Annotated in this window: 18 protein-coding genes; all 18 read right to left on the bottom strand. The window is 65.1% G+C overall.

Translation table 11 applies throughout. The features are described 5' to 3' along the window. Positions 1-924, bottom strand: a complete 924-nt coding sequence (gene lpxC / locus AC0GNR_RS10620; RefSeq protein WP_472900927.1) for a UDP-3-O-acyl-N-acetylglucosamine deacetylase — start codon at positions 922-924, stop codon at positions 1-3. 199 nt (positions 925-1,123) lie between these two features. Continuing rightward, on the bottom strand, positions 1,124-2,338 hold the full coding sequence (gene ftsZ, locus AC0GNR_RS10615) for a cell division protein FtsZ (RefSeq protein WP_472900926.1): 1,215 nt from the start codon (positions 2,336-2,338) through the stop codon (positions 1,124-1,126). 222 nt (positions 2,339-2,560) lie between these two features. Next, entirely contained in the window at positions 2,561-3,790 is a 1,230-nt protein-coding gene (gene ftsA, locus AC0GNR_RS10610; protein WP_472900925.1) for a cell division protein FtsA, read from the bottom strand. A gap of 13 nt (positions 3,791-3,803) precedes the next feature. Further along, positions 3,804-4,598, bottom strand: coding sequence for a cell division protein FtsQ/DivIB (locus AC0GNR_RS10605; protein WP_472900924.1), 795 nt, complete (start codon positions 4,596-4,598; stop codon positions 3,804-3,806). Positions 4,599-4,607: 9 nt separating this feature from the next. After that, a complete protein-coding gene (locus AC0GNR_RS10600; RefSeq protein ID WP_472900923.1) occupies positions 4,608-5,561 on the bottom strand; it encodes a D-alanine--D-alanine ligase in 954 nt (317 codons plus the stop codon). A 14-nt stretch (positions 5,562-5,575) separates the two neighbouring features. Beyond that, entirely contained in the window at positions 5,576-6,985 is a 1,410-nt protein-coding gene (gene murC / locus AC0GNR_RS10595) for a UDP-N-acetylmuramate--L-alanine ligase (RefSeq protein WP_472900922.1), read from the bottom strand. Then, on the bottom strand, positions 6,982-8,064 hold the full coding sequence (gene murG / locus AC0GNR_RS10590) for an undecaprenyldiphospho-muramoylpentapeptide beta-N-acetylglucosaminyltransferase (protein WP_472900921.1): 1,083 nt from the start codon (positions 8,062-8,064) through the stop codon (positions 6,982-6,984). Before murG ends, murC begins: the two co-directional genes overlap by 4 nt. 85 nt (positions 8,065-8,149) lie before the next feature. Next, entirely contained in the window at positions 8,150-9,457 is a 1,308-nt protein-coding gene (gene ftsW, locus AC0GNR_RS10585) for a putative lipid II flippase FtsW (protein ID WP_472900980.1), read from the bottom strand. Next, a complete protein-coding gene (gene murD / locus AC0GNR_RS10580) occupies positions 9,457-11,244 on the bottom strand; it encodes a UDP-N-acetylmuramoyl-L-alanine--D-glutamate ligase (protein WP_472900920.1) in 1,788 nt (595 codons plus the stop codon). Before murD ends, ftsW begins: the two co-directional genes overlap by 1 nt. Continuing rightward, positions 11,241-12,419 carry a phospho-N-acetylmuramoyl-pentapeptide-transferase gene (mraY, locus tag AC0GNR_RS10575; protein WP_472900919.1) on the bottom strand — a complete coding sequence of 393 codons (1,179 nt, stop codon included), beginning with the start codon at positions 12,417-12,419 and terminating at the stop codon, positions 11,241-11,243. Before mraY ends, murD begins: the two co-directional genes overlap by 4 nt. Further along, complete coding sequence (locus AC0GNR_RS10570; RefSeq protein WP_472900918.1) at positions 12,409-13,854, bottom strand: UDP-N-acetylmuramoyl-tripeptide--D-alanyl-D-alanine ligase; 1,446 nt, start codon at positions 13,852-13,854, stop codon at positions 12,409-12,411. Before AC0GNR_RS10570 ends, mraY begins: the two co-directional genes overlap by 11 nt. Further along, the gene (locus AC0GNR_RS10565; protein WP_472900917.1) at positions 13,851-15,398 is read right to left on the bottom strand and encodes a UDP-N-acetylmuramoyl-L-alanyl-D-glutamate--2,6-diaminopimelate ligase; all 1,548 of its coding nucleotides are present in this window, start codon (positions 15,396-15,398) and stop codon (positions 13,851-13,853) included. The genes AC0GNR_RS10570 and AC0GNR_RS10565 overlap by 4 nt, the downstream gene beginning before the upstream one ends. Continuing rightward, positions 15,398-17,131 carry a peptidoglycan D,D-transpeptidase FtsI family protein gene (locus tag AC0GNR_RS10560; RefSeq protein WP_472900916.1) on the bottom strand — a complete coding sequence of 578 codons (1,734 nt, stop codon included), beginning with the start codon at positions 17,129-17,131 and terminating at the stop codon, positions 15,398-15,400. Before AC0GNR_RS10560 ends, AC0GNR_RS10565 begins: the two co-directional genes overlap by 1 nt. Further along, on the bottom strand, positions 17,128-17,427 hold the full coding sequence (ftsL, locus tag AC0GNR_RS10555; protein ID WP_472900915.1) for a cell division protein FtsL: 300 nt from the start codon (positions 17,425-17,427) through the stop codon (positions 17,128-17,130). The genes AC0GNR_RS10560 and ftsL overlap by 4 nt, the downstream gene beginning before the upstream one ends. 73 nt (positions 17,428-17,500) lie before the next feature. Further along, entirely contained in the window at positions 17,501-18,424 is a 924-nt protein-coding gene (rsmH, locus tag AC0GNR_RS10550; protein WP_472900914.1) for a 16S rRNA (cytosine(1402)-N(4))-methyltransferase RsmH, read from the bottom strand. A 9-nt stretch (positions 18,425-18,433) separates the two neighbouring features. After that, a complete protein-coding gene (mraZ, locus tag AC0GNR_RS10545; protein WP_472900979.1) occupies positions 18,434-18,862 on the bottom strand; it encodes a division/cell wall cluster transcriptional repressor MraZ in 429 nt (142 codons plus the stop codon). Positions 18,863-19,269: 407 nt separating this feature from the next. Then, on the bottom strand, positions 19,270-20,604 hold the full coding sequence (gene hslU / locus AC0GNR_RS10540) for an ATP-dependent protease ATPase subunit HslU (protein WP_472900913.1): 1,335 nt from the start codon (positions 20,602-20,604) through the stop codon (positions 19,270-19,272). Positions 20,605-20,682: 78 nt separating this feature from the next. Further along, on the bottom strand, positions 20,683-21,228 hold the full coding sequence (hslV, locus tag AC0GNR_RS10535; RefSeq protein ID WP_472900912.1) for an ATP-dependent protease subunit HslV: 546 nt from the start codon (positions 21,226-21,228) through the stop codon (positions 20,683-20,685). Between the last annotated feature and the right edge of the window lie 17 nt (positions 21,229-21,245).

Raw genomic sequence — 21,245 nt, 5'->3', positions numbered from 1 at the left:
TTACCAGGCCGGTGCCAGTTGGGCGAAACCCGTCGGGGCGTCGCGGTCGCGCTCAAAACTCACGATCTCGTAGGCATCGGGCTGCGCCAGCAGAGCGCGCAACAGTTGGTTGTTCATGGCGTGACCGCTGCGAAACGCGCTGTAAGCCGCCAGCAGCGGTTTGCCCACGATGTAAAGGTCGCCAATCGCGTCCAGGATCTTGTGCTTCACGAACTCGTCCTGGTAGCGCAGGCCGTCGGCGTTGAGCACCTTCACGTCGTCCATGACGATCGCGTTGTCCAGCCCACCGCCCATGGCCAAGCCGTGTGAGCGCATCATTTCCACATCGCGCGTGAAACCAAAGGTGCGGGCACGCGCGATTTCACGGGCGTAGGTCCCGCTGCCAAAGTCGAACTCGACCCGCTGCCCCGTGGAGCTCACCGCTGGGTGGTCAAACTCGATTTCGAAGCTCAGTTTGTAGCCGTGGTAAGGGTCCAGCCGCGCCCACTTCAGGTTGCTGCCCTCGCCCTCGCGCACCTCCACCGGCCGTATGACCCGGATGAAGCGCTTAGGAGCCTTTTGCATCACGATGCCCGCACTTTGCAGCAGGTAAACGAACGAGGCCGACGAGCCATCCAGAATGGGCACCTCTTCAGCCGTGATGTCCACATACAGGTTGTCCAGGCCCAGCCCGGCTGCCGCACTCATGAGGTGTTCGATGGTGTGCACCTTCACACCCCCGTTGGAAATGGTGGACGCCAGCCGGGTGTCTGTGACCGACGTGGCTGTGACCGCAATCTCCACCGGCTCGGGCAAATCGACACGGCGAAACACGATGCCCGTGTCCGGCGGCGCAGGGCGCAACGTCAACTCCACCCGCTGACCGCTGTGCAGGCCCACGCCGACGGCTTTGGTCAGGGATTTGAGGGTACGTTGAGCAAGCATCCAGTAATTTTAATTTTTTGAGCGGTTTCGCGCTGGGCAGGAAAACTATCCCGGTGATTGAACCAAACACACCCAGGCAGAGATTGATCGAACGGAAAGCGTAGCGAGCGCTCCGAGGTGGCGCTGAAGCGCGGAGCCGTACTTGCGTACGGCGAGCACTGCAGGCGCCAGATCGGAGGGCGCAGTAGCTTTACGTCGATCAATCAGCTTGTTTGCGCAGGAAGGCGGGAATCTCAAAGTCGTCCATCCCGCCCGAAGCCAGCGCGTCCACCTTGGCCGCGGCCTGGGTGCGGTTGGTGCGCCACACGCTGGGCACGGCCATGGAGTTGTAGTCGGGCTGGGCGTGGCTGGCACCTGGGCCAGCCACCGCGGCGTTCATGGTGGGCACGTTGAATGGCACGTTGTCGGTGCCGGTACGCAGCACCTGCAGCGGGGGCGCGGTGCGGCGCATGCCCTGGCGGCTCAGGCCAGTGGCGACCACGGTCACGCGCATTTCTTCACCCAGGCTGTCGTCGTAGGCGGCGCCATAAATGACGTGCGCATCGGGCGAAGCGTAGGCCTTGATGGCGGTCATGGCTTCCTTGGACTCCTTGAGTTTCAGGGAACCCTTGGACGCGGTCACCAGCACCAGCACGCCTTTGGCGCCGGACAGGTCCACGCCCTCGAGCAGCGGGCAGGCCACGGCTTGCTCGGCGGCAATGCGGGCGCGGTCAGGGCCAGCGGCCACGGCGGTGCCCATCATGGCCTTGCCGGGTTCGCCCATCACGGTGCGCACGTCTTCAAAGTCAACGTTCACGTTGCCGTATTCATTGATGATCTCGGCGATACCGCCCACGGCGTTTTTCAGCACGTCGTTGGCGTGGGCAAAGGCTTCGTCCTGGGTCACGTCGTCACCCAGCACGTCCAGCAACTTCTCGTTCAGCACCACGATCAGCGAGTCCACGTTGGCTTCGAGCTCGGTCAGGCCGGTGTCGGCGTTGGTCATGCGGCGGCCGCCTTCCCAGTCGAACGGTTTGGTGACCACGCCCACGGTGAGGATGCCCATTTCCTTGGCCACACGGGCGATCACGGGGGCCGCACCGGTACCGGTGCCGCCACCCATGCCGGCGGTGATGAACAGCATGTGAGCGCCTTCAATGGCCGAACGGATTTCGTCAACCGCCAACTCTGCCGCATCGCGGCCCTTTTCGGGCTTGCTGCCAGCGCCCAGGCCCGTGGCACCGAGCTGAATGGTCTTGTGGGCGGCGCTGCGTGACAGGGATTGCGCGTCGGTGTTGGCGCAGATGAATTCCACGCCCTGCACGCTGCGCGAAATCATGTGCTCCACGGCGTTGCCGCCGCCACCGCCCACACCAATCACCTTGATCTGGGTGCCCAGGTTGAACTCTTCCACTTCAATCATTTCGATGCTCATTTTTCTCTCCTGTTGTGCCCTTGAACCTGTGTTTCAGGGCGTTGTTTCAATGTCAAACCGTTGTTGTCTTGCGTGGGGTGGCCGCTGCGCGGCCCCGGCATCATCCGGGCGGCCCGGTGCAGGCCGTACATCGGTGCACCGGGTAGTGGCCCGCAGCGCCTCGGCGCGCGGGGCAAACAAGGACGCTGGACAAGTCGCTCATCGTGTGTGTGTGCTGCATGGTCAGAACGTCCCCACAAACCAGTTTTTCATGCGCTCGAAGGCGCCCTGCATGGAACCCGCCTTCTGCGCCACCTTGTGCCCGCGCACCCGGGCCAGACGCGCTTCTTCGAGCAGGCCCATCACCGTGGCGGCGCGGGTCTGCGCCACCATGTCGGACAAAGCGCTGGCGTAATTCGGTACGCCCCGGCGCACCGGCTTCAAAAAGATGTCTTCGCCCAGCTCGACCATGCCCGGCATGACGGCGCTGCCGCCCGTGAGCACAATGCCGGACGACAAGATTTCTTCGTGCCCCGAGTCGCGCACCACCTGCTGCACCAGGGCAAAGATTTCTTCCACCCTGGGCTCGATGACGCCGGCCAGCGCCTGGCGGCTCAGCATGCGCGGCGCGCGGTCGCCCAGGCCGGGCACTTCCACCTGGGTGTCGGGGTCGGCCAGCAACTGCTTGGCGCAACCGTGTTCCACCTTGATGTCTTCGGCGTCTTTGGTGGGGGTGCGCAGCGCCATGGCGATGTCGCTGGTGATGAGGTCGCCCGCAATGGGAATGACGGCGGTGTGGCGGATCGCGCCACCCGAAAAAATGGCCACGTCGGTGGTGCCGGCGCCAATGTCCACGAGCGCCACGCCCAGTTCTTTTTCGTCGTCGGTCAGCACCGACTGGCTGGAGGCCAGGGGGTTGAGCATCAGCTGGTCCACTTCAAGCCCGCAGCGCCGCACGCACTTGATGATGTTTTCGGCCGCGCTCTGCGCGCCGGTGACGATGTGCACCTTGGCTTCCAGCCGGATGCCGCTCATGCCAATCGGTTCTTTCACTTCCTGGCCGTCGATGACAAACTCTTGCGGCTCCACCAGCAACAGGCGCTGGTCGGTCGAAATGTTGATGGCCTTGGCGGTTTCGATCACGCGGGCCACGTCGGCCGGGGTGACTTCGCGGTCCTTGATGGCCACCATGCCGCTGCTGTTGATGCCGCGGATGTGGCTGCCGGTGATGCCGGTGTAGACCCGCGCAATGCGGCAGTCGGCCATCAGCTCGGCCTCTTTCAGCGCGGCCTGGATGCTCTGCACGGTGGCATCGATGTTGACCACCACGCCGCGCTTCAAGCCGTGGCTGGCCGACACACCCAGCCCCGCCAGCTTGAGCTGACCGTTGGCCTGCACCTCTGCCACCACCACCATGATCTTGGCGGTGCCAATGTCGAGTCCGACCACCAAATCCTTGTATTCCTTGGCCATGATTGTTTCTTGATTACCTGGTTGTCTTTGTGGGGTCTGTGCTGTCTTCGATCACGGTGGTGACACCGCGCATGCGCAACGCGTAGCCGTTGGGGTAACGCAAATCCACCGACTGCACCGCGCCGGCGTAGCGCTCGGTCAGCTGGCTCAAGGTGGCGGTGAAGCGCTGGGTGCGGGCCAGCAGCTCGTCGGGACTGCCCCGGCCCAGCTCCATGCGGGCGCCGTTGTCGAGTTCGGCGCGCCAGCTGCCACGCTCGGTGAGCTCCAGCCGCGCCAGGCCCAGCTCAAGCCGCGCCAACTCGGCGCTGAGCAGCTGGTACAGCGCCCACACCTGGGCCGACTGATCAGGCGGGCCCACCAGTTCGGGCAGGCCATCGCTGTCGTCGGGGCTGGCTTCAAACACCTCGCCCAGGCGGCTCACCAGCTGGCCCGAGCCCGAAGCGCCCCACCAGGCCACGGCCTCGTGCTCTTGCAGGGTCACGCGCAGGCGGTTGGGAAACTCCCGCTGCACCACCGCGTTGCGCACCCAGGGCACCGACTCAAACATGCGCTTGACCTGTTGCAGGTCGACCGTGAGGAAGCTGGCCGACAGGCTGTTTTTCATTTGTGTGGCGAGCTGCGCACGGAACGTGACCACGTTCTGGTGGGCCACATCACCGTGCACCGAAATGGCTTTGACCGACCACACCGGATGGCGCACCGCCCAAGTACCCAGCGTGCCCAGGCACAGCACGGCAAACACCACGGCCAGGGCGTGGGTCGCCGCGGTCATGAGCTTGACATCGATGGGCAGGTCGGACTGGGTCATGGCAGGGGTTTAGGCCGTTGCAGGCACCGCGTTGTCCAGCGCAGCGCCGGCCAGCACGCTCAGGCACAGGTCTTCATAAGACAAGCCGGTGGCGCGGGCCGACATGGGCACCAGCGAATGGCTGGTCATGCCCGGCGAGGTGTTGATTTCCAGCAGGTAGGGCTTGCGGGTCTTGCCGTCGATCATCACGTCGGCACGCGCCCAGCCGCGGCAGTCCAGCGTGAGGAAGGCCTTGAGCACCAGCGCCTGAATGGCGGCCTCCTCGCCTTCCGGCAAGCCGCAGGGCACCAGGTACTTCGTGTCGTCGGTGAAGTACTTGTGCTGGTAGTCGTAGTTGCCGTCGGGCGCCACGATGCGGATGACGGGCAGCGCGCGAGCGCCCGCGCCGGTGCCCAGCACCGGGCAGGTCACTTCGTCACCGGCAATGAACTGTTCGCACATCACCATCGGGTCTTGGCCTGCCGCCAGGGTGTAGGCGGCGTCGCATTCGGCCAGCGTCAGCACCTTGGTGAGGCCAATGGTGGAGCCCTCGCGCACGGGCTTCACGATCATGGGCGAGCCCAGCGCAGCAAAGGCCGCGCGGGTTTCTTCGGCGCTGTGCACCTGGCGCCAGGCCGGTGTGGACAGGCCTTCGGCCAGCCAGATGCGCTTGGTCATGAGTTTGTCCATCGCCACCGCCGAGGCCATCACGCCAGGGCCGGTGTAGGGAATGCCCAGCAATTCCAGCGCGCCCTGCACCGTGCCGTCTTCACCGAAGCGGCCATGCAGCGCAATGAAGCAGCGGGCAAAGCCCTCGCGTTTGAGCTCGCCCAGGTCGCGCTCGGCGGGGTCAAAGGCGTGGGCATCCACGCCCTTGGACTGCAGCGCGGCCAGCACGCCCGCACCCGACATCAGCGAAACCTCGCGTTCGGCCGAGCGCCCGCCCATCAGCACCGCCACCTTGCCCAGTTGTTTCGGGTCCATGTTCACCGTTGCCTTCATTGTTTTGACTCCTGCGCCAACTCGACCACCCGATCGGCCACCGCGCCGATGGAGCCAGCACCCATGCACAAGACCACATCGCCGTCGCGCGCGTTGTCCAGAATGGACTGCGGCATGGCGCCAATGTCATCGACAAACACCGGCTCCAGCTTGCCGGCCACCCGCAGTGCCCGGGCCAGCGAGCGGCCATCGGCCGCCACAATCGGCGCCTCGCCGGCGGCATACACCTCCGCCAGCAACACCGCGTCGGCCTGGCCAATCACTTTCACAAAATCCTCAAAGCAGTCGCGCGTGCGGCTGTAGCGGTGCGGCTGAAAGGCCAGCACCAGGCGCCGCCCGGGAAAGGCGCCGCGAGCGGCCGACAGCGTGGCCGCCATTTCCACCGGGTGGTGGCCGTAGTCGTCCACCAGCGTGCAGCTGCCGCCCGTGGGCAGGGCCGCTTCGCCATAGCGCTGAAAGCGCCGGCCCACGCCCTTGAACTCGGCCAGCGCCTGCACCACGGCCGCGTCGTCCACGCCGAGTTCCACCGCAATGCCAATGGCGGCCAGCGCATTGAGCACGTTGTGGTTGCCGGGCAGGTTGAGCACCACGTCCAGGTCGGGCAACTGAATGCCGTTTTTGCGCTGCACGGTGAAGTGCATTTGGGCGCCCACCGCCCGCACATTTACAGCCCGCACCTGCGCGTCTTCAGAGAAGCCGTAGCTGGTGATGGGGCGCGCGATCTGCGGCAAGATTTCTCGAATGGACGGGTCGTCCACGCACACCACCGCAGCGCCATAAAACGGCATGCGGTGCAAAAACTCGATGAACGCGCCCTTGAGGCGGCCAAAGTCATGGCCGTAGGTGTCCATGTGGTCGGCGTCGATGTTGGTCACCACCGACAACACCGGCAACAGGTTCAGGAACGAGGCATCCGACTCGTCGGCTTCGACCACGATGTATTCGCCCGAGCCCAGCTGCGCGTTGGCGCCAGCGCTGTTCAGGCGCCCGCCAATCACAAAGGTGGGGTCCATGTGGGCCGCCGCCAGCACACTGGCCACCAGGCTGGTGGTGGTGGTTTTGCCGTGCGTGCCGGCAATCGCCACGCCTTTTTTCATGCGCATCAGCTCGGCCAGCATCACCGCACGCGGCACCACAGGCACCAGCTTGGCGTGGGCGGCCACCACCTCGGGGTTGTCTTCTTTCACGGCGGTGGAAGTGACGATGGCGTCAGCGCCTTCGATGTACCGGGCATCGTGCCCGGTAAACACTTTGGCCCCCATGGACACGAGGCGCCGCGTGGCCGCGTTTTCTCCCAGGTCGCTGCCCGAGATGACATAGCCCTGGTTGAGCAGCACCTCGGCGATGCCGCTCATGCCGGAGCCGCCGATGCCGACGAAATGAATGTGGCGAATGGCATGTTTCATACTGTTTTCACTTTCGCGAGTTGCTCGCAGGCGGACACCACGGCCGCCACGGCATGTGTTTTTTCCATCTGTTTGGCTTTTTCGGCCATGGCCAGAAGCTGGTTGCGCTGCAAGCTTTGCAGCTGGCTCGCCAGCGTTTGCGGGGTCAGTTCGTTCTGTTGCACCACCCAGGCGCCGCCAGCATCGGTCAAAAACCGGGCGTTGGTGGTCTGGTGGTCGTCCACCGCGTGCGGAAACGGCACCAACAGGGCGGCCGCGCCCACCGCGGCAATTTCGGTCACGGTGCTGGCGCCGGCTCGGCACACGATCAGATCGGCGTCGGCAAAGGCCTGGGCCGTGTCGTCAATGAACGGCGTGAGCTCGGCCAGCACGCCGGCGGCGGTGTAGTTGGCGCGCAGCGCGTCAATCTGCTTTTCACCGCTCTGGTGAACCACCTGCGGGCGCTGGCCCGAGGGGATGAGTGCCAGCGCCTGCGGCACGGTGTCGTTCAGGGCTTTGGCGCCCAGGCTGCCGCCCACCACCAGCAGGCGCAGCGGGCCGCTGCGGCCAGCAAAGCGCTGCGCGGGTGCGGGCTGGCGAAGGAACTCCGCGCGCAATGGGTTGCCCACCCACTCGGCCTTCTTGAAGACATTGGGGAAGGCGGTGAACACCCGGTCGGCAATGCCTGCAAGCACTTTGTTGGCCATGCCTGCCACCGAATTTTGTTCGTGCAGCACCAGCGGTTTACCCAGCAGGGTGCCCATCATGCCGCCCGGAAACGTGATGTAGCCACCCAGGCCCACCAACACGTCGGGCTGCACCCGGCGCACCACCTGCAACGCCTGCCAGAAGGCCCGGAGCAGGCGCAGTGGCAGCAGCACCAGCGTCTTCACGCCTTTGCCGCGCACACCGCCAAAGTCAATGGTTTCCAGCGCGAAACCGCGCGGTGGCACCAGGCGGCTTTCCATGCTGCCGGGCGCACCCAGCCAGTGCACACGCCAGCCGCGCTCGCGCAGGGCTTCGGCCACGGCCAGCCCCGGGAAGATATGGCCACCGGTACCGCCGGCCATGATGAGGGCGCAAGGCTGGCGTTTCGTCATGCGCGGCCCCCTTTCATCAACGATGCATTCCGCATCTGCAGCCGCTGCGCGCCTGCCTGCCAGTTTTGAATAAACCGCCAGCTGATCATGACCGCCCACCCTTCATGAGCTGGCGGTTTTCATAGTCAACCCTGAGCACGATGGCGATGGCGATCAGGTTCAGCAAAATCGCCGAGCCGCCGTAGCTCATGAGCGGCAGCGTCAGGCCCTTGGTCGGCAGTGCACCCAGGTTCACGCCGATGTTGATGAAGGCCTGGAAGCCCATCCACAGGCCCACGCCCTGCGCCACCAGCCCGGCAAACACCTGATCGAGCGCGATGGCCTGGCGGCCGATGTGCATGATGCGGCGGGTGAGCCAGAGAAACAGGCCGATCAGCAACAGCACGCCGACCAGACCAAACTCTTCTCCAATGACGGCGAGCAAGAAATCGGTGTGGGCTTCGGGCAGCCAGTGCAGTTTTTCCACGCTGCCGCCCAAGCCCACGCCAAAGATTTCGCCCCGGCCAATGGCAATGAGCGAGTGCGACAGCTGGTAGCCCTTGCCCAGCGCGTGCTCCACGCTCCAGGGGTCGAGGTAGGCAAAAATGCGCTCACGGCGCCATTCGCTGGTGAGCACGATCATGGCAAACGCCGCCACCACCAGCACCGCCATCAGGAAAAACATGCGGGCGTTGACCCCACCCAGAAACAGAATGCCCATGGCGATCACCACGATGACCATAAAAGCGCCCATGTCGGGCTCGGCCAGCAGCAGCATGCCCACCACCAGCACCGCCAAGGCCATGGGCAATACAGCGCGGAAGAAGCGTTCTTTCACCTCCATCTTGCGCACCATGTAGTCCGCGGCGTACAGCAGCACCGCCAGCTTGGCCAGCTCAGAGGGCTGGAAGTTCATGATGCCCAGCGAGATCCAGCGCCGCGCGCCGTTGACGCCTTTGCCGATGAAAGGCACCAGCACCAGCACCAGCAACACCAGGGCCACGGCAAACAGCCAGGGCGCCATCTTTTCCCAGGCGCGCAGCGGAAACTGGAACGCCACCATGGCCGCGATGACGCCAATGGTCATGGAAATGCCATGGCGCAATACAAAGTGGGTGTGGGCGTAGTTGGCAAAGCGCGGGTTGTCCGGCAAGGCGATGGAAGCCGAATACACCATCACCAGGCCCCAGGCCAGCAGCGCCACCACCACCCAGAGCAAGGGTTGGTCAAAGCCAAGCTCGCGCACGGCCACGTTGCGGGTGCCGGCGTAGGTGCGGTTGGACAGGCGCACCGGCAAGCCGTCGCGCGAGGTGCCGCCTGCCAGCGCGCCAGCCAGGTCGCGCCCAATGAGCTTGGGCAAAGCGGACGCGAAAGCGCCGCGCCATTGCGCCAGCCGGTGAGTCAGGGCCGCCATCATGCGTAGCTCTCCAGATCCATACCCCGGTCAGCCGCCAGCTCGGCGACCGCCGCCACAAACACGCGGGCGCGGTGCACGTAGTTGTCAAACATGTCCAGGCTGGCGCAGGCGGGCGACATCAGCACCGCGTCACCTGGGCGGGCCTGCTGGGCGGCCAGCGCCACCGCTTCGGGCAGGTTGGCGGCATCCAGCAGCGGCAGCTGCGCGTGCGCGACAGCGTCGCCGATGGTGGCGCGAATCAGCGGCGCATCGCGGCCGATCAACACCACCGCGCGGGCGTGGCGCACCAGCGCGTCGGTCAATGGGTTGAAGTCCTGGCCCTTGCCGTCACCACCCAGAATGACCACCAGGCGCCGGTCGGCGCCCAAACCGTTGATGGCGGCCAGCGTGGCGCCCACGTTGGTGCCTTTGCTGTCGTCGAAATACTCCACGTCGTCCAGAATGCCGACCGGTTCCACCCGATGCGGCTCGCCGCGGTATTCGCGTAAACCATGCAACATGGCGCCCAGCGCAGCGCCGGTGGAGGTGGCCAAGGCCAACGCGGCCAGCGCGTTGGCAGCGTTGTGCCGGCCACGGATGCGCAGGGCATCCACCGGCATCATGCGCTGGAAATACACCTCGTCTTCGGTGTCTGCGGCCCGCCCGCGTTTGCGGGTTTCGTCCAGCGCCAACGCACGCACCAGCCATTCCATGCCGTTCACCGCCTCAATGCCCCAGTCGCCCGGGCGGGTGGGTGCGCCCAGGCCAAACGTGGCGTAAGGCCGGGCCGGCTGCTGGCGGTTGCGCCCGCTCACCTTCACCGTGACCAGCGACGGCTTCATGGCCATGACCTGCGGGTCGTCGCGGTTGAGCAGCATGAGCGCCTGGGTGCCAAAGATGGCCGCCTTGGCCTGCGCGTAGGCAGCCAGCGAACCGTGCCAGTCCAGGTGGTCTTCGGTGATGTTGAGCACGGTGGCTGCCGTGGGCACACGGTCCCAGGCGCCACCGGCCACGCCGTCCAGCTGGAAGCTGGACAGCTCCAGCACCCACACGGCGGGCAGGTGGGGCGGCTGCGGCAGCTGTAGTGGTGGCGGCACCAACTGGACCGGGCCTTCGTCTTCTGCGGCTTCTTCTGTTTCAGCGTCGGTGGTGGCTGCTTCTGCCGTTGCGGGCGGGCGCTCGTCTGGATCGGCAGGCAACCAGGCTTCGGGCAGGGGCGTGCCGGCGGCGGCCTCCGCTTCCGCTTCCGCTGCGGCCTTTTGGGCGTCTGCGGCCTCGGCCACGGCTTCGGCGTCCAGCGCCTGGCTGAGTACGTCGAGCAAGGCCGGACCAATGTTGCCGGCCACGGCCACGTTCACCCCGGCGCGCTGCAGCAGCAAGCCGGTGAGCGAGGTCACGGTGGTTTTGCCATTGGTGCCCGTGATGGCCAGCACCTTGGGCGTGTAGGGGGTGTGTTCGCGCTTCGCCAGATCGCCCAGCGCCTGAGCAAACAAGTCGAGCTCGCCCACCACCGCCACCCCGTGGGTCTGCGCCCAGGCGTTCACGGCGGCCAGTTGCGTCGGGGCCAGGCCAGGGCTGCGGGCCACCAGCGTCCAGCCGCCCTGCGCCAGCAGCGCGTCATCGAAAGCGCACGATACGAAGTGCGCCGTCGGGCACTCGGCCTGCAAGGTGACCAGCTGCGGCGGCGCTGCACGGGTGTCGGCCACCGTGACCCGGGCGCCGTGGCGCGCGCACCAACGCGCCATCGCCAGGCCGGAGTGGCCCAGGCCCAGGACGAGAACGTGGTGGTCGCGCAAAGTGTTCATCGCAGCTTCAAGGTGGACAGGCCCACCAAACACAGCAGCATGGTGATGATCCAGAAGCGGACCACCACCTGGGTTTCTTTCCAGCCCTTTTTCTCAAAGTGGTGGTGCAAAGGCGCCATCTGGAACAGGCGGCGACCCTGGCCATAGCGGCGCTTGGTGTATTTGAAATACGCCACCTGCAACATCACCGACAGGGCTTCCACCACAAAGATGCCGCCCATGATGGCCAGCACGATTTCCTGGCGCACGATGACGGCAATGGTGCCCAAGGCGCCACCGAGCGCGAGCGCACCCACGTCGCCCATGAACACCTGCGCAGGGTGCGCGTTGAACCACAAAAACGCCAGCCCGGCGCCCGCCATGGCGGCGCAGAAAATGAGCAGCTCACCCGCGCCCGGAATGTGCGGCAGCAGCAGGTAGCGCGAAAACACCGCGCTGCCCGTGACGTAGGCGAACACGCCCAAAGCAGAGCCCACCATCACCACCGGCATGATGGCCAGGCCGTCGAGTCCGTCGGTGAGGTTCACCGCGTTGCTCGAACCGACGATGACCAGGTAGGTCATGACCACGAAACCGAACACGCCCAGCGGATAGCTGATTTCCTTGAAGAACGGCACCATCAACCCGGCTTGAGGCGGCAGGTCCACGGTGAAGCCCGAAGCGACCCACTGGATGAACAGCTCCATCACCCGCAGGTTGCTGGTTTCGGACACGCTGAACACCAGGTACAGCGCGGCCACCATGCCGATGACGGACTGCCAGAAGTATTTTTCCCGCGAGCGCATGCCTTCCGGGTCTTTGTGCACCACCTTGCGCCAGTCGTCCACCCAGCCAATGGCGCCAAAGCCCAAGGTCACCAGCAGCACAATCCACACGAAGCGGTTGGACAGGTCAAACCACAGCAGCGTGGACAAAGCAATCGCAAACAAAATCAGCACACCGCCCATGGTGGGCGTGCCGCCTTTGCTCAGGTGCGTTTGCATCGCGTATTCGCGGATGGGCTGTCCGATCTTGAGCGCAGCCAGGCGGCGGATGAAGAACGGCCCCGCGACCAACCCGACGATGAGCGCGGTCATGGCGGCCATGACGGCGCGAAAGGTCAGGTACTGAAAAACGCGCAGAAACCCGAACTCGGGTCCGAGGGTTTGCAGCCACAGGGCCAGGCTAAGCAGCATGCGGGGCTTCCTTGTGTTCTTGTTGTTGGGGGTGGGCTGCAGGCGCCGCAAGGGCTTGCAGTGCCTGCACGGCGCGTTCCATGCGCATGAAACGCGAGCCCTTCACGAGCACGCTGCGCACGCCGGCATCGGCCGCGGCCACGGTGGCACACACATGGGCCACCAGCGCGGACACGTCGGCCCAGTGCGTGGGCGCTGGCTCGCCCGCGGCCTGCAAGGCTTCGGTGGCCTGGCGCATCCAGTCGCCCGCGCAATGCACGGTTTCAATGCCGCAGGCCTGCGCATGGCGCAACACTTCCAGGTGAAAGGCCAGCCCTTGCTCGCCCACCTCGCCCATGTCGCCCACCACCAGCAAACGCGGGCCAGGCAGCTCGGCCAGCACGTGGATGGCGGCCACCACCGAGTCGGGGTTGGCGTTGTAGGTGTCGTCAATCAGGGTCACGCTGCGGCCCGCGAGCGCGAGCGACAAGGCCCGCGAGCGCCCGCCCACAGGCTCAAAGGCGTCCAGCCCACGGCCGATGGCGGCGAGCGGCACCCCGGCGGCCAGCGCGCAGGCGGCTGCGGCCAGCGCGTTGCGCACGTTGTGGCGTCCGGCAATGCGCAGGTGGCAGTTCAATGCGCCAGCGGGTGTGGCCATGCTCAAGGCCCAGGCACCGTCGGCCCAGGCGGTTTGCAGCGCGTGCACATCGGCGCTGGCGTCGGTGTCGCTGAAGGTCACTACGCGGTGGCTGGCCGCCAGCGCACGCCACACCGGCGTGTAGTCGTCGTCGCTGGGGAACACGGCCACACCGGCCGGGGCCAAGGCGCTGATGACGGCGCCGTTTTCGCGCGCCACGGCTTCTACCGTGGCCATGAACTCCTGGTGTTCGCGCTGCGCGTTGTTGACCAGCGCCACGGTGGGCTGCGCGAGGGCAGCCAGGTACGCGATCTCGCCGGGGTGGTTCATGCCCAGCTCCACCACGGCCAGGCGGTGCGCTTCGCGCAAACGCAGCAGCGTGAGCGGCACACCAATGTCGTTGTTCAGGTTGCCTTGCGTGGCCAGCGCCTGATCACCCGCCTGGGCGCGCAGGATGGACGCGATCATTTGCGTGACCGTGGTTTTGCCGTTGCTGCCGGTCACGGCAATCAGCGGCAAGCTGAACTGCTCGCGCCACAGGCGGGCCAGCTCGCCCAGCGCCAGACGGGTGTCGGGCACTTCCACACCGGGCATACCGGCAGCGGCCAGGCCAGCGTGTGCAATGGCGGCCACCGCGCCTTGTGCCGCGGCCTGGGGCAGAAAGTCGTGCGCGTCAAAACGCTCGCCCTTGAGCGCCACAAACAGGTCACCCGCTTGCAGGCTGCGGGTGTCGGTGTGCACGCGTGCAATCGGTGCTTGGACCGTCCCCACCGCGTTCGCACCGGTCAGGCGGTTCAATAACTGGGCCAAGTTGTTCATACGTTGGCCCCCTTTGCGGTGCTGCGCTGTTGCAGCGCTGTCTGGGCTTGCGCCAGATCAGAAAATGGTGTCTTCACGCCCTTGATTTCCTGGTAATCCTCGTGGCCTTTGCCGGCAATCAACACCACGTCGTGCGGCATTGCGGCTTGCACGGCGCAGGCAATGGCCGCAGCGCGGTCGGGCTCTGTGTGCGCGGCGCCCGGTTGGGCCAGCCCCGCCTGCATCTGCGACAGGATGGTCAAGGGGTCTTCGCTGCGGGGGTTGTCGCTGGTGAGCACGGTGTGTTGCGCGCCGCGCTCAGCCACGGCGGCCATGAGCGGGCGCTTGCTGGCGTCGCGGTCGCCGCCACACCCCACCACCGCCCACAGTGCGCCGCCGCGCTGCTGCGCCAGGGGCTGCAGCGCTTGCAGCGCTTTTTCCAGTGCGTCGGGCGTGTGGGCGTAGTCCACCAGCACCAGCGGCTGCTCGGGGTTGGCGCCGGGCACCTGTTCCATGCGCCCAGGCACGGGCGTCAGCGCGCCACAGGCTTGCACCGCATCGGCCAGCGCCAGGCCTTGCGCGCGGGCTACCGCCAGCACACACAACAGGTTGGACACGTTGTAGCGGCCCACCAGCGGCAGGCTCAGGGGGTGCGATTCGATCAAGGCGCCGTCAGCGCCGCGCTCGCCCACCACCAGGCGCATGCCATGGTCGGTGAAGCCGATGTCTTGGGCAAACAGCCGCGCTGGCATGGCTTGCCCAGCTTCTTGAATGCCAACGGACCACACGTCCAGCCCGCGCGCGCCCAGCGCTGCGGCCAGAGGCGTACCCCGCGGGTCGTCCAGGTTGACCACCGCATGCATCAAACCCGGCCACTCAAACAAGGCGGCTTTGGCCGACCAGTAGCTGTCCATGCTGCCGTGGAAGTCGAGGTGGTCCTGGGTGAAATTGGTGAACACCGCCACGCGGATACGGCTGGCGTTCAAGCGGCCTTCCACCAGGCCGATGGACGACGCCTCCACCGCGCACGCCTTCACACCCGCGTCCACCATGCCGCGCAGGCGCGCCTGCAGCAGCACCGGGTCGGGCGTGGTCAAACCGGTGGGCACCAGCGCATGGCCCGTGTCGCCGGCCAGCGGCGGCTGGCCAATGCCCAGCGTGCCGACCACCGCACACGGCTGACCAGCGGCCGACAACAGCTGTCCTGCCCACCACGCGGTCGAGGTTTTGCCGTTCGTCCCGGTGATGGCGATCAGGTCGAGCTGGCTGCTGGGGTCGCCGTAATACGCGCTAGCGATGGGGCCGGCCAGCGCCTTCAGACCCGGCACGGCCAGCACCCGCTCGTCGTTGAACCCAAAAGCCTCCACACCTTGTTGCTCCACCAGCACCGCTGCCGCGCCGGCCTGCAAGGCGCCAGCAACAAATCGGCGCCCATCGGTGGCAGCCCCTGGCCAGGCCACAAAACCGTCACCGGCGCAGATGCGGCGGCTGTCGCAATGCAGGTCGCCCTGCACGCGGCTGCGCAACCAGTTGGCCACCGCCTGGGGATCTTGCAGGGCCTGCATCAAAACGACTCCTCGACCACTTCGGTCACGATCTGGGGTTTGACGCTCATGTCGGGCTGCACGCCCATGATGCGCAGCGTCTGCTGCACGGTCTCGCTGAACACGGGTCCGGCCACTGCGCCACCGTAGTAGACGCCGTTGCTCGGCTCGTCCACCATCACCGCCACCACGATGCGCGGCGACTCCACCGGCGCCAGGCCAACGAAGAAACTGCGGTACTTTTTGTCCGCATAGCCCTTGCCTTCTTGTTTGCGTGCGGTGCCCGACTTGCCACCCACCGAATAGCCCATGGTCTGCGCACGCTGGCCGGTACCGCCGGGGCCTGCAGCCATTTCCAGCATCTTGCGCACAGCGCTGGCGTTCTTTTCGCTGAACACCTGCACGCCGCTGGCGGTGGTGTCGGTCTTGACCATGCTGACCGGAATCAGCGCACCGTCGCGCGCAAAGATGGTGTAAGCCTGAGCCAACTGAAACAAGGAAGCGGACAGGCCATAGCCGTAGCTCATGGTGGCCTGCTCAATCGGACGCCAGGTTTTGTAAGGCCGCAGACGACCGCTCACCGCACCGGGGAAGGGCACTTGCGGCTTCTGGCCGAAGCCGGCCTGGGCATAGGTTTCCCACATTTCCCGGGGCGACATCTGCATCGCCATCTTGACGGTGCCCACGTTGCTCGACTTTTGAATGACCTCGTTCACCGTCAGGATGCCGTGCGGGTGCGCATCGTTGATGGTGGAGCCCCCAATGCTGATGCGGCCCGGTGCGGTCTGGATCGGGGTGGTGGGTTTGACCAAACCCTTGTCCAGCGCGAGTGCGGCGATGAAAGGCTTCATCGTGGAGCCGGGCTCAAAGCTGTCGGTGAGCGCGCGGTTGCGCAGCTGCTCACCACTCAGGTTTTGGCGGCGGTTGGGGTTGTAGCTCGGGTAGTTGGCCAACGCCAGCACTTCGCCGGTCTGCGCGTCAAGCACCACCACGCTGCCAGCGCGGGCCTTGTGCTCCTGAATGGCATCGCGCAGTTTTTGGTAGGCGAAGTACTGCACCTTGCTGTCGATCGACAACTGCAGGTCGGGGCCGTCCACCGGCGGAACCACGTCGCGCACGTCTTCCACCACACGGCCGAGCCGGTCTTTGATGACGCGCCGAGAGCCCGCCTTGCCCGACAGCTGCTGGTTGAACGCCAGCTCGACGCCCTCTTGCCCGCGGTCTTCCACATTGGTGAAGCCCACCACGTGCGCGGCGGCTTCGCCCTCGGGGTACTGGCGCTTGTATTCGCGGCGCTGGTAAATGCCCTTGATGCCCAGGGCCGCAATCTCTTTGGCCACCGGCTCGTCCACCTGGCGCTTCACCCAGACAAAGGTCTTGTCCTCCTGGCCCAGGCGCTTGCGCAAATCGGCCAGCGGCATCTCCAGCAGCTTGGCCAGCTGGCGCAGCTTGGGGTCGGTCCGGTCCACGTCTTCCGGGATGGCCCAGATGCTTTGCGCTACCACGCTGGAAGCGAGGATCAGCCCATTGCGGTCCAGCACCCGGCCCCGGTTGGCCGGCAGCTCCAGCGTGCGGGCAAACCGCACCTCGCCCTGGCGCTGAAAAAACTCGTTACCAAACACCTGCACATAGGCGGCTCGCGCGCCCAGGCCGGCAAAGGCCACGGCCAAGCCGGCCACGATGAACTTGCTGCGCCAGACCGGCGTCTTGCTGGCCAGCAGCGGGCTGGCGCTGTAGTTGATGCTACGGCTCACGGGACCGACTCCCCGGCGCGCGCAGCGGGCGACTCAAATACCGTCACGTATTGGGTGATGGCCGGGTTCACCGGGCGCATCTGCAGCTGCCGACTGGCCAGCTGCTGCACACGGGCCGGCGTAGCCTCGCCGCGTTTTTGCACCTGCAATTGCTCGTGTTCCGAGCTGAGCTTGCGCGTCTGCGCCTGGGCACGGTCCAGCGCGGTGTACAGGCGGCGCGATTCGTACTGGGTATGCACCAGATAAAACGCGCTGGCCAGCACCGCCACCAGCAGCACCAGGTTCAAACGGATCATGCGCACACCCCCCCGCAGGTGCCCGCGCGCAGAGCGCCAGGCACTGCGTAATCGGGAACGCCGTGGGCTTCATTCATGCTGCCACCTCTGAGCGCTCGGCCACCCGCATGACCGCGCTGCGCGAACGCGGATTGGCCTTGACTTCAGCCTCCGAGGGCTTGATGCGGTGCACGCCGCGCAGGCGCATCGGCGCCGGCTCGGCAAACGGGACGCGGCGGTCCACCACCGTGCGCGAATGGCCGGCCATGAACTTCTTGACGATGCGGTCTTCCAGCGAATGGAAGCTGATCACCACCAGCTGACCGTGCGGACGCAGCACCTGCAAGCTGGCCTCTAGCGCTTGTTGCAGCTCTTCAAGCTCGGCGTTGATGAAAATCCGAAAAGCCTGAAATGTGCGCGTTGCAGGGTCCTTGCCCGGCTCGCGGGTTTTGACCGCGCCAGCCACGACTTCGGCCAACTCGCGGGTGGTTCGAAAAGGGCCCCGTTCCTGTCGGCGACGATCAATCGCCTTTGCAATCTGTTGAGCAAACCGTTCTTCGCCATAGTCACGGATGACCTCCGACAGGGTGGAAATATCGGCTGTTTCCAGCCACTGCGCCACGCTCTGGCCGCGCGTGGTGTCCATGCGCATGTCCAGAGGACCATCGTGACGAAAAGAAAAACCCCGCTCGGGGTCATCAATCTGCGGGGAGCTCACGCCCAGGTCCATCAGCACCCCATCAGCACTGGCAAGCCCCAGCTCACCCAGGTGGCAAAACCCCTGGTGCCGGATGGAAAAACGGCCATCGCTGGCCGCCAGTTCTTGCGCAGCCGCCACGGCCTGCGGGTCCTTGTCGAACGCCGTCAGGCGCCCGAGGGGCGATAAGTGCTGCAGGATGAGGCGCGAGTGCCCTCCCCGCCCAAACGTCGCATCCACATAGTGACCGTCCGGATTGATCGCCAAAGCCTCGACAGCTTCGTTCAGCAGGACCGTGTGATGAATCAGAGCGCCTTGCACCACAGTCCTTCAGAAAGAGAAATCTTTGAAGACATCGGGCATGTCGGCCTTCATCGCTTCGGCCTCCTGTGCGGCGTAAGCCTGCGCATCCCAAAGCTCGAAATAAGCACCCATGCCGAGCAAAATGGCGTCTTTGCTGATGCCCGCCGCGGCGCGCAGCTCGGGCGACACGAGCACACGACCCGAGCCGTCCATCTCGACGTCCATTGCGTTGCCCAGAAAGATGCGCTTCCACCATTGCGCCTGCATCGGCAGCGCCGCAATGCGGTCACGAAACTTCTCCCACTCGTTGCGGGGAAAAATCATGAGGCATCCGTGCGGGTGTTTGGTGATGGTCAGCTGGCTGGCGGCGGTGGCGCTCAAGACGTCACGGTGCCTGGTCGGCACCGAGAGCCGTCCTTTGACATCGAGACTGAGAGATGAAGCACCCTGAAACACCGCGGCAGATCCTAAAAAAACACTTTTCACCACTTAATTGCACTTTTTTCCACTTTATCAGGAAAAGCAAGCAGCGCAACCCGCCAGCAACATATTTTTTCAATGAAATCAACCACTTAGCGAACATTCTGAAGCAACTTAAAGCTTAAAAATGCAGCAAAAGCAAGCACTTACAACATGCACTGCATGTGATGCTTGAAAACCCTGTTACACGCGGGGTTGGAGCCGCGCGGGTCGGCGGCGCGGAGGTGGTGAGGCGAATCGGTCGGCGGGTCGGTAACCCGTGCCGCGTAGCGCAACCCCGCATGCCTCCGCAGCACGCCAAGCGCCAGGGGCCGCAAGGGCCTGCAACCCCTATTCGAGCAGATTTGACCGGATGCGCGCCGCACCCGGGCCCCGCATTCACATCACAAGATGTAGCGCGACAGGTCTTCGTTGCGGCTGAGTGCAGCCAGGCGACCGTCCACGTAAGGCGCGTCGATGGTGATGGTCTGGCCCTGCAGGCGTGTGGCCTCAAAGCTGACCTCGTCCAGCAAATGCTCCATCACCGTGGCCAGGCGGCGTGCACCAATGTTTTCAGTGCGCTCGTTCACGTCGCAGGCAATCTGGGCCAGTTGCCGAATGCCCTCGGGTGTGAAATGCAGCGTGACACCCTCAGTGGCCAGCAGCGCCTGGTACTGGCGTACCAAGGAGGCGTGGGTCTGCGTCAGAATCGCCTCAAAGTCGTCCACCGACAGCGACTGCAGCTCCACGCGAATCGGGAAACGACCCTGCAATTCGGGAATCAGGTCGCTCGGTTTGGCCAAGTGAAACGCGCCGCTGGCGATGAACAGAATGTGATCGGTTTTGATTATGCCGTACTTGGTGGTCACCGTGGTGCCCTCCACCAGCGGCAACAGGTCGCGCTGCACGCCTTGGCGCGACACCTCAGCGCTGCCCGAATCGCTGCGCGAGGTGACCTTGTCGATCTCGTCAATGAAGACAATGCCGTTTTGCTCTGCGTTGTGCAGCGCGCGGGTCTTGATCTCCTCTTCGTTGACCAACTTGCCGGCTTCTTCGTCAATCAGCAACTGCAACGCCTCACCAATTTTGAGTTTGCGCTTGCGGCGCTTGTCCTGGCCCATCTGGCTGAACATGCCGCGCAACTGCTCGGCCATGTCTTCCATGCCGGCTGGCCCCATGATTTCCATGGCGGGGCGCGCTTCAATCAAATCAATCTCGATCTCACGGTCGTTGAGCTCGCCTTCGCGCAGCTTCTTGCGAAACGCCTGGCGGGCGGTGCTGTCGGGCGTGGGCGCCAAGGTCGGCTCGGAGCCCACGGCACGCGGTGGCGGAATCAAAATGTCCAGGATCCGCTCTTCCGCGGCGTCTTCCGCGCGCACCCGCTGCTTGCGCATCTCGATCTCGCGGGTCTGCTTGATCGCAATGTCCGCCAGATCGCGGATGATGGAATCCACGTCCTTGCCCACGTAACCGACCTCGGTGAACTTGGTGGCCTCGACCTTGATGAAGGGCGCGTCGGCCAGTTTGGCCAGGCGGCGTGCAATCTCGGTCTTGCCCACGCCGGTGGGGCCAATCATCAAAATATTTTTGGGGGTGATTTCAGGCCGCAGCTTGTCGTCCACCTGCTGACGGCGCCAGCGGCTGCGCAGCGCAATGGCCACGGCACGCTTGGCACCGGTTTGGCCAATGATGAAACGGTCGAGTTCGGAGACGATTTCCTGGGGGGTCATGGAAGACATGCGCGTCAATCGTTAAACAGGGAAGGATCAGGCAACGGGGCACCGAGCTGCACACACAGCAACAGCCAACCCGAACCGTCAAAGCACTTCAATGGTGTGGTTCATGTTGGTGTAGATGCAGATCTCGCCCGCAATCTGGAGCGATTGGCGCACCACGTCTTCGGCACTCAAGTTCGTGTGCTGCGTCAGCGCCCGGGCTGCCGCCTGGGCATAGGCGCCGCCCGATCCAATGGCCACCACACCGTGCTCGGGCTCCAATACATCGCCGTTGCCGGTGATGATCAAGGCCGCGCTGTGGTCGGCCACCGCCAGCATCGCCTCCAGACGCCGCAGCACGCGGTCGGTGCGCCAGTCGCGGGTGAGCTCAATGGCCGCCCGTACCAGGTGCCCCTGGTGCTTTTCCAGCTTGGCCTCGAAGCGCTCAAACAGCGTGAAAGCGTCGGCCGTGGCGCCGGCAAAACCGGCCAGTACCTTGTCGTGGTGCAGCTTGCGCACCTTGCGCGCGGTGCCCTTGACCACGATGTGGCCCAAGGTCACCTGACCGTCACCGCCGATGGCGACCTGAACACCGTCGGGCGTCTCGCGGCGCACGCAGACGATGGTAGTTCCGTGAAATGATTCCATAAGAGCAAAGAAGTGGG

The sequence above is a fragment of the Hydrogenophaga sp. LT287 genome, assembly GCF_055702805.1.
This window is presented reverse-complemented; position numbering and strand designations above follow the sequence as displayed.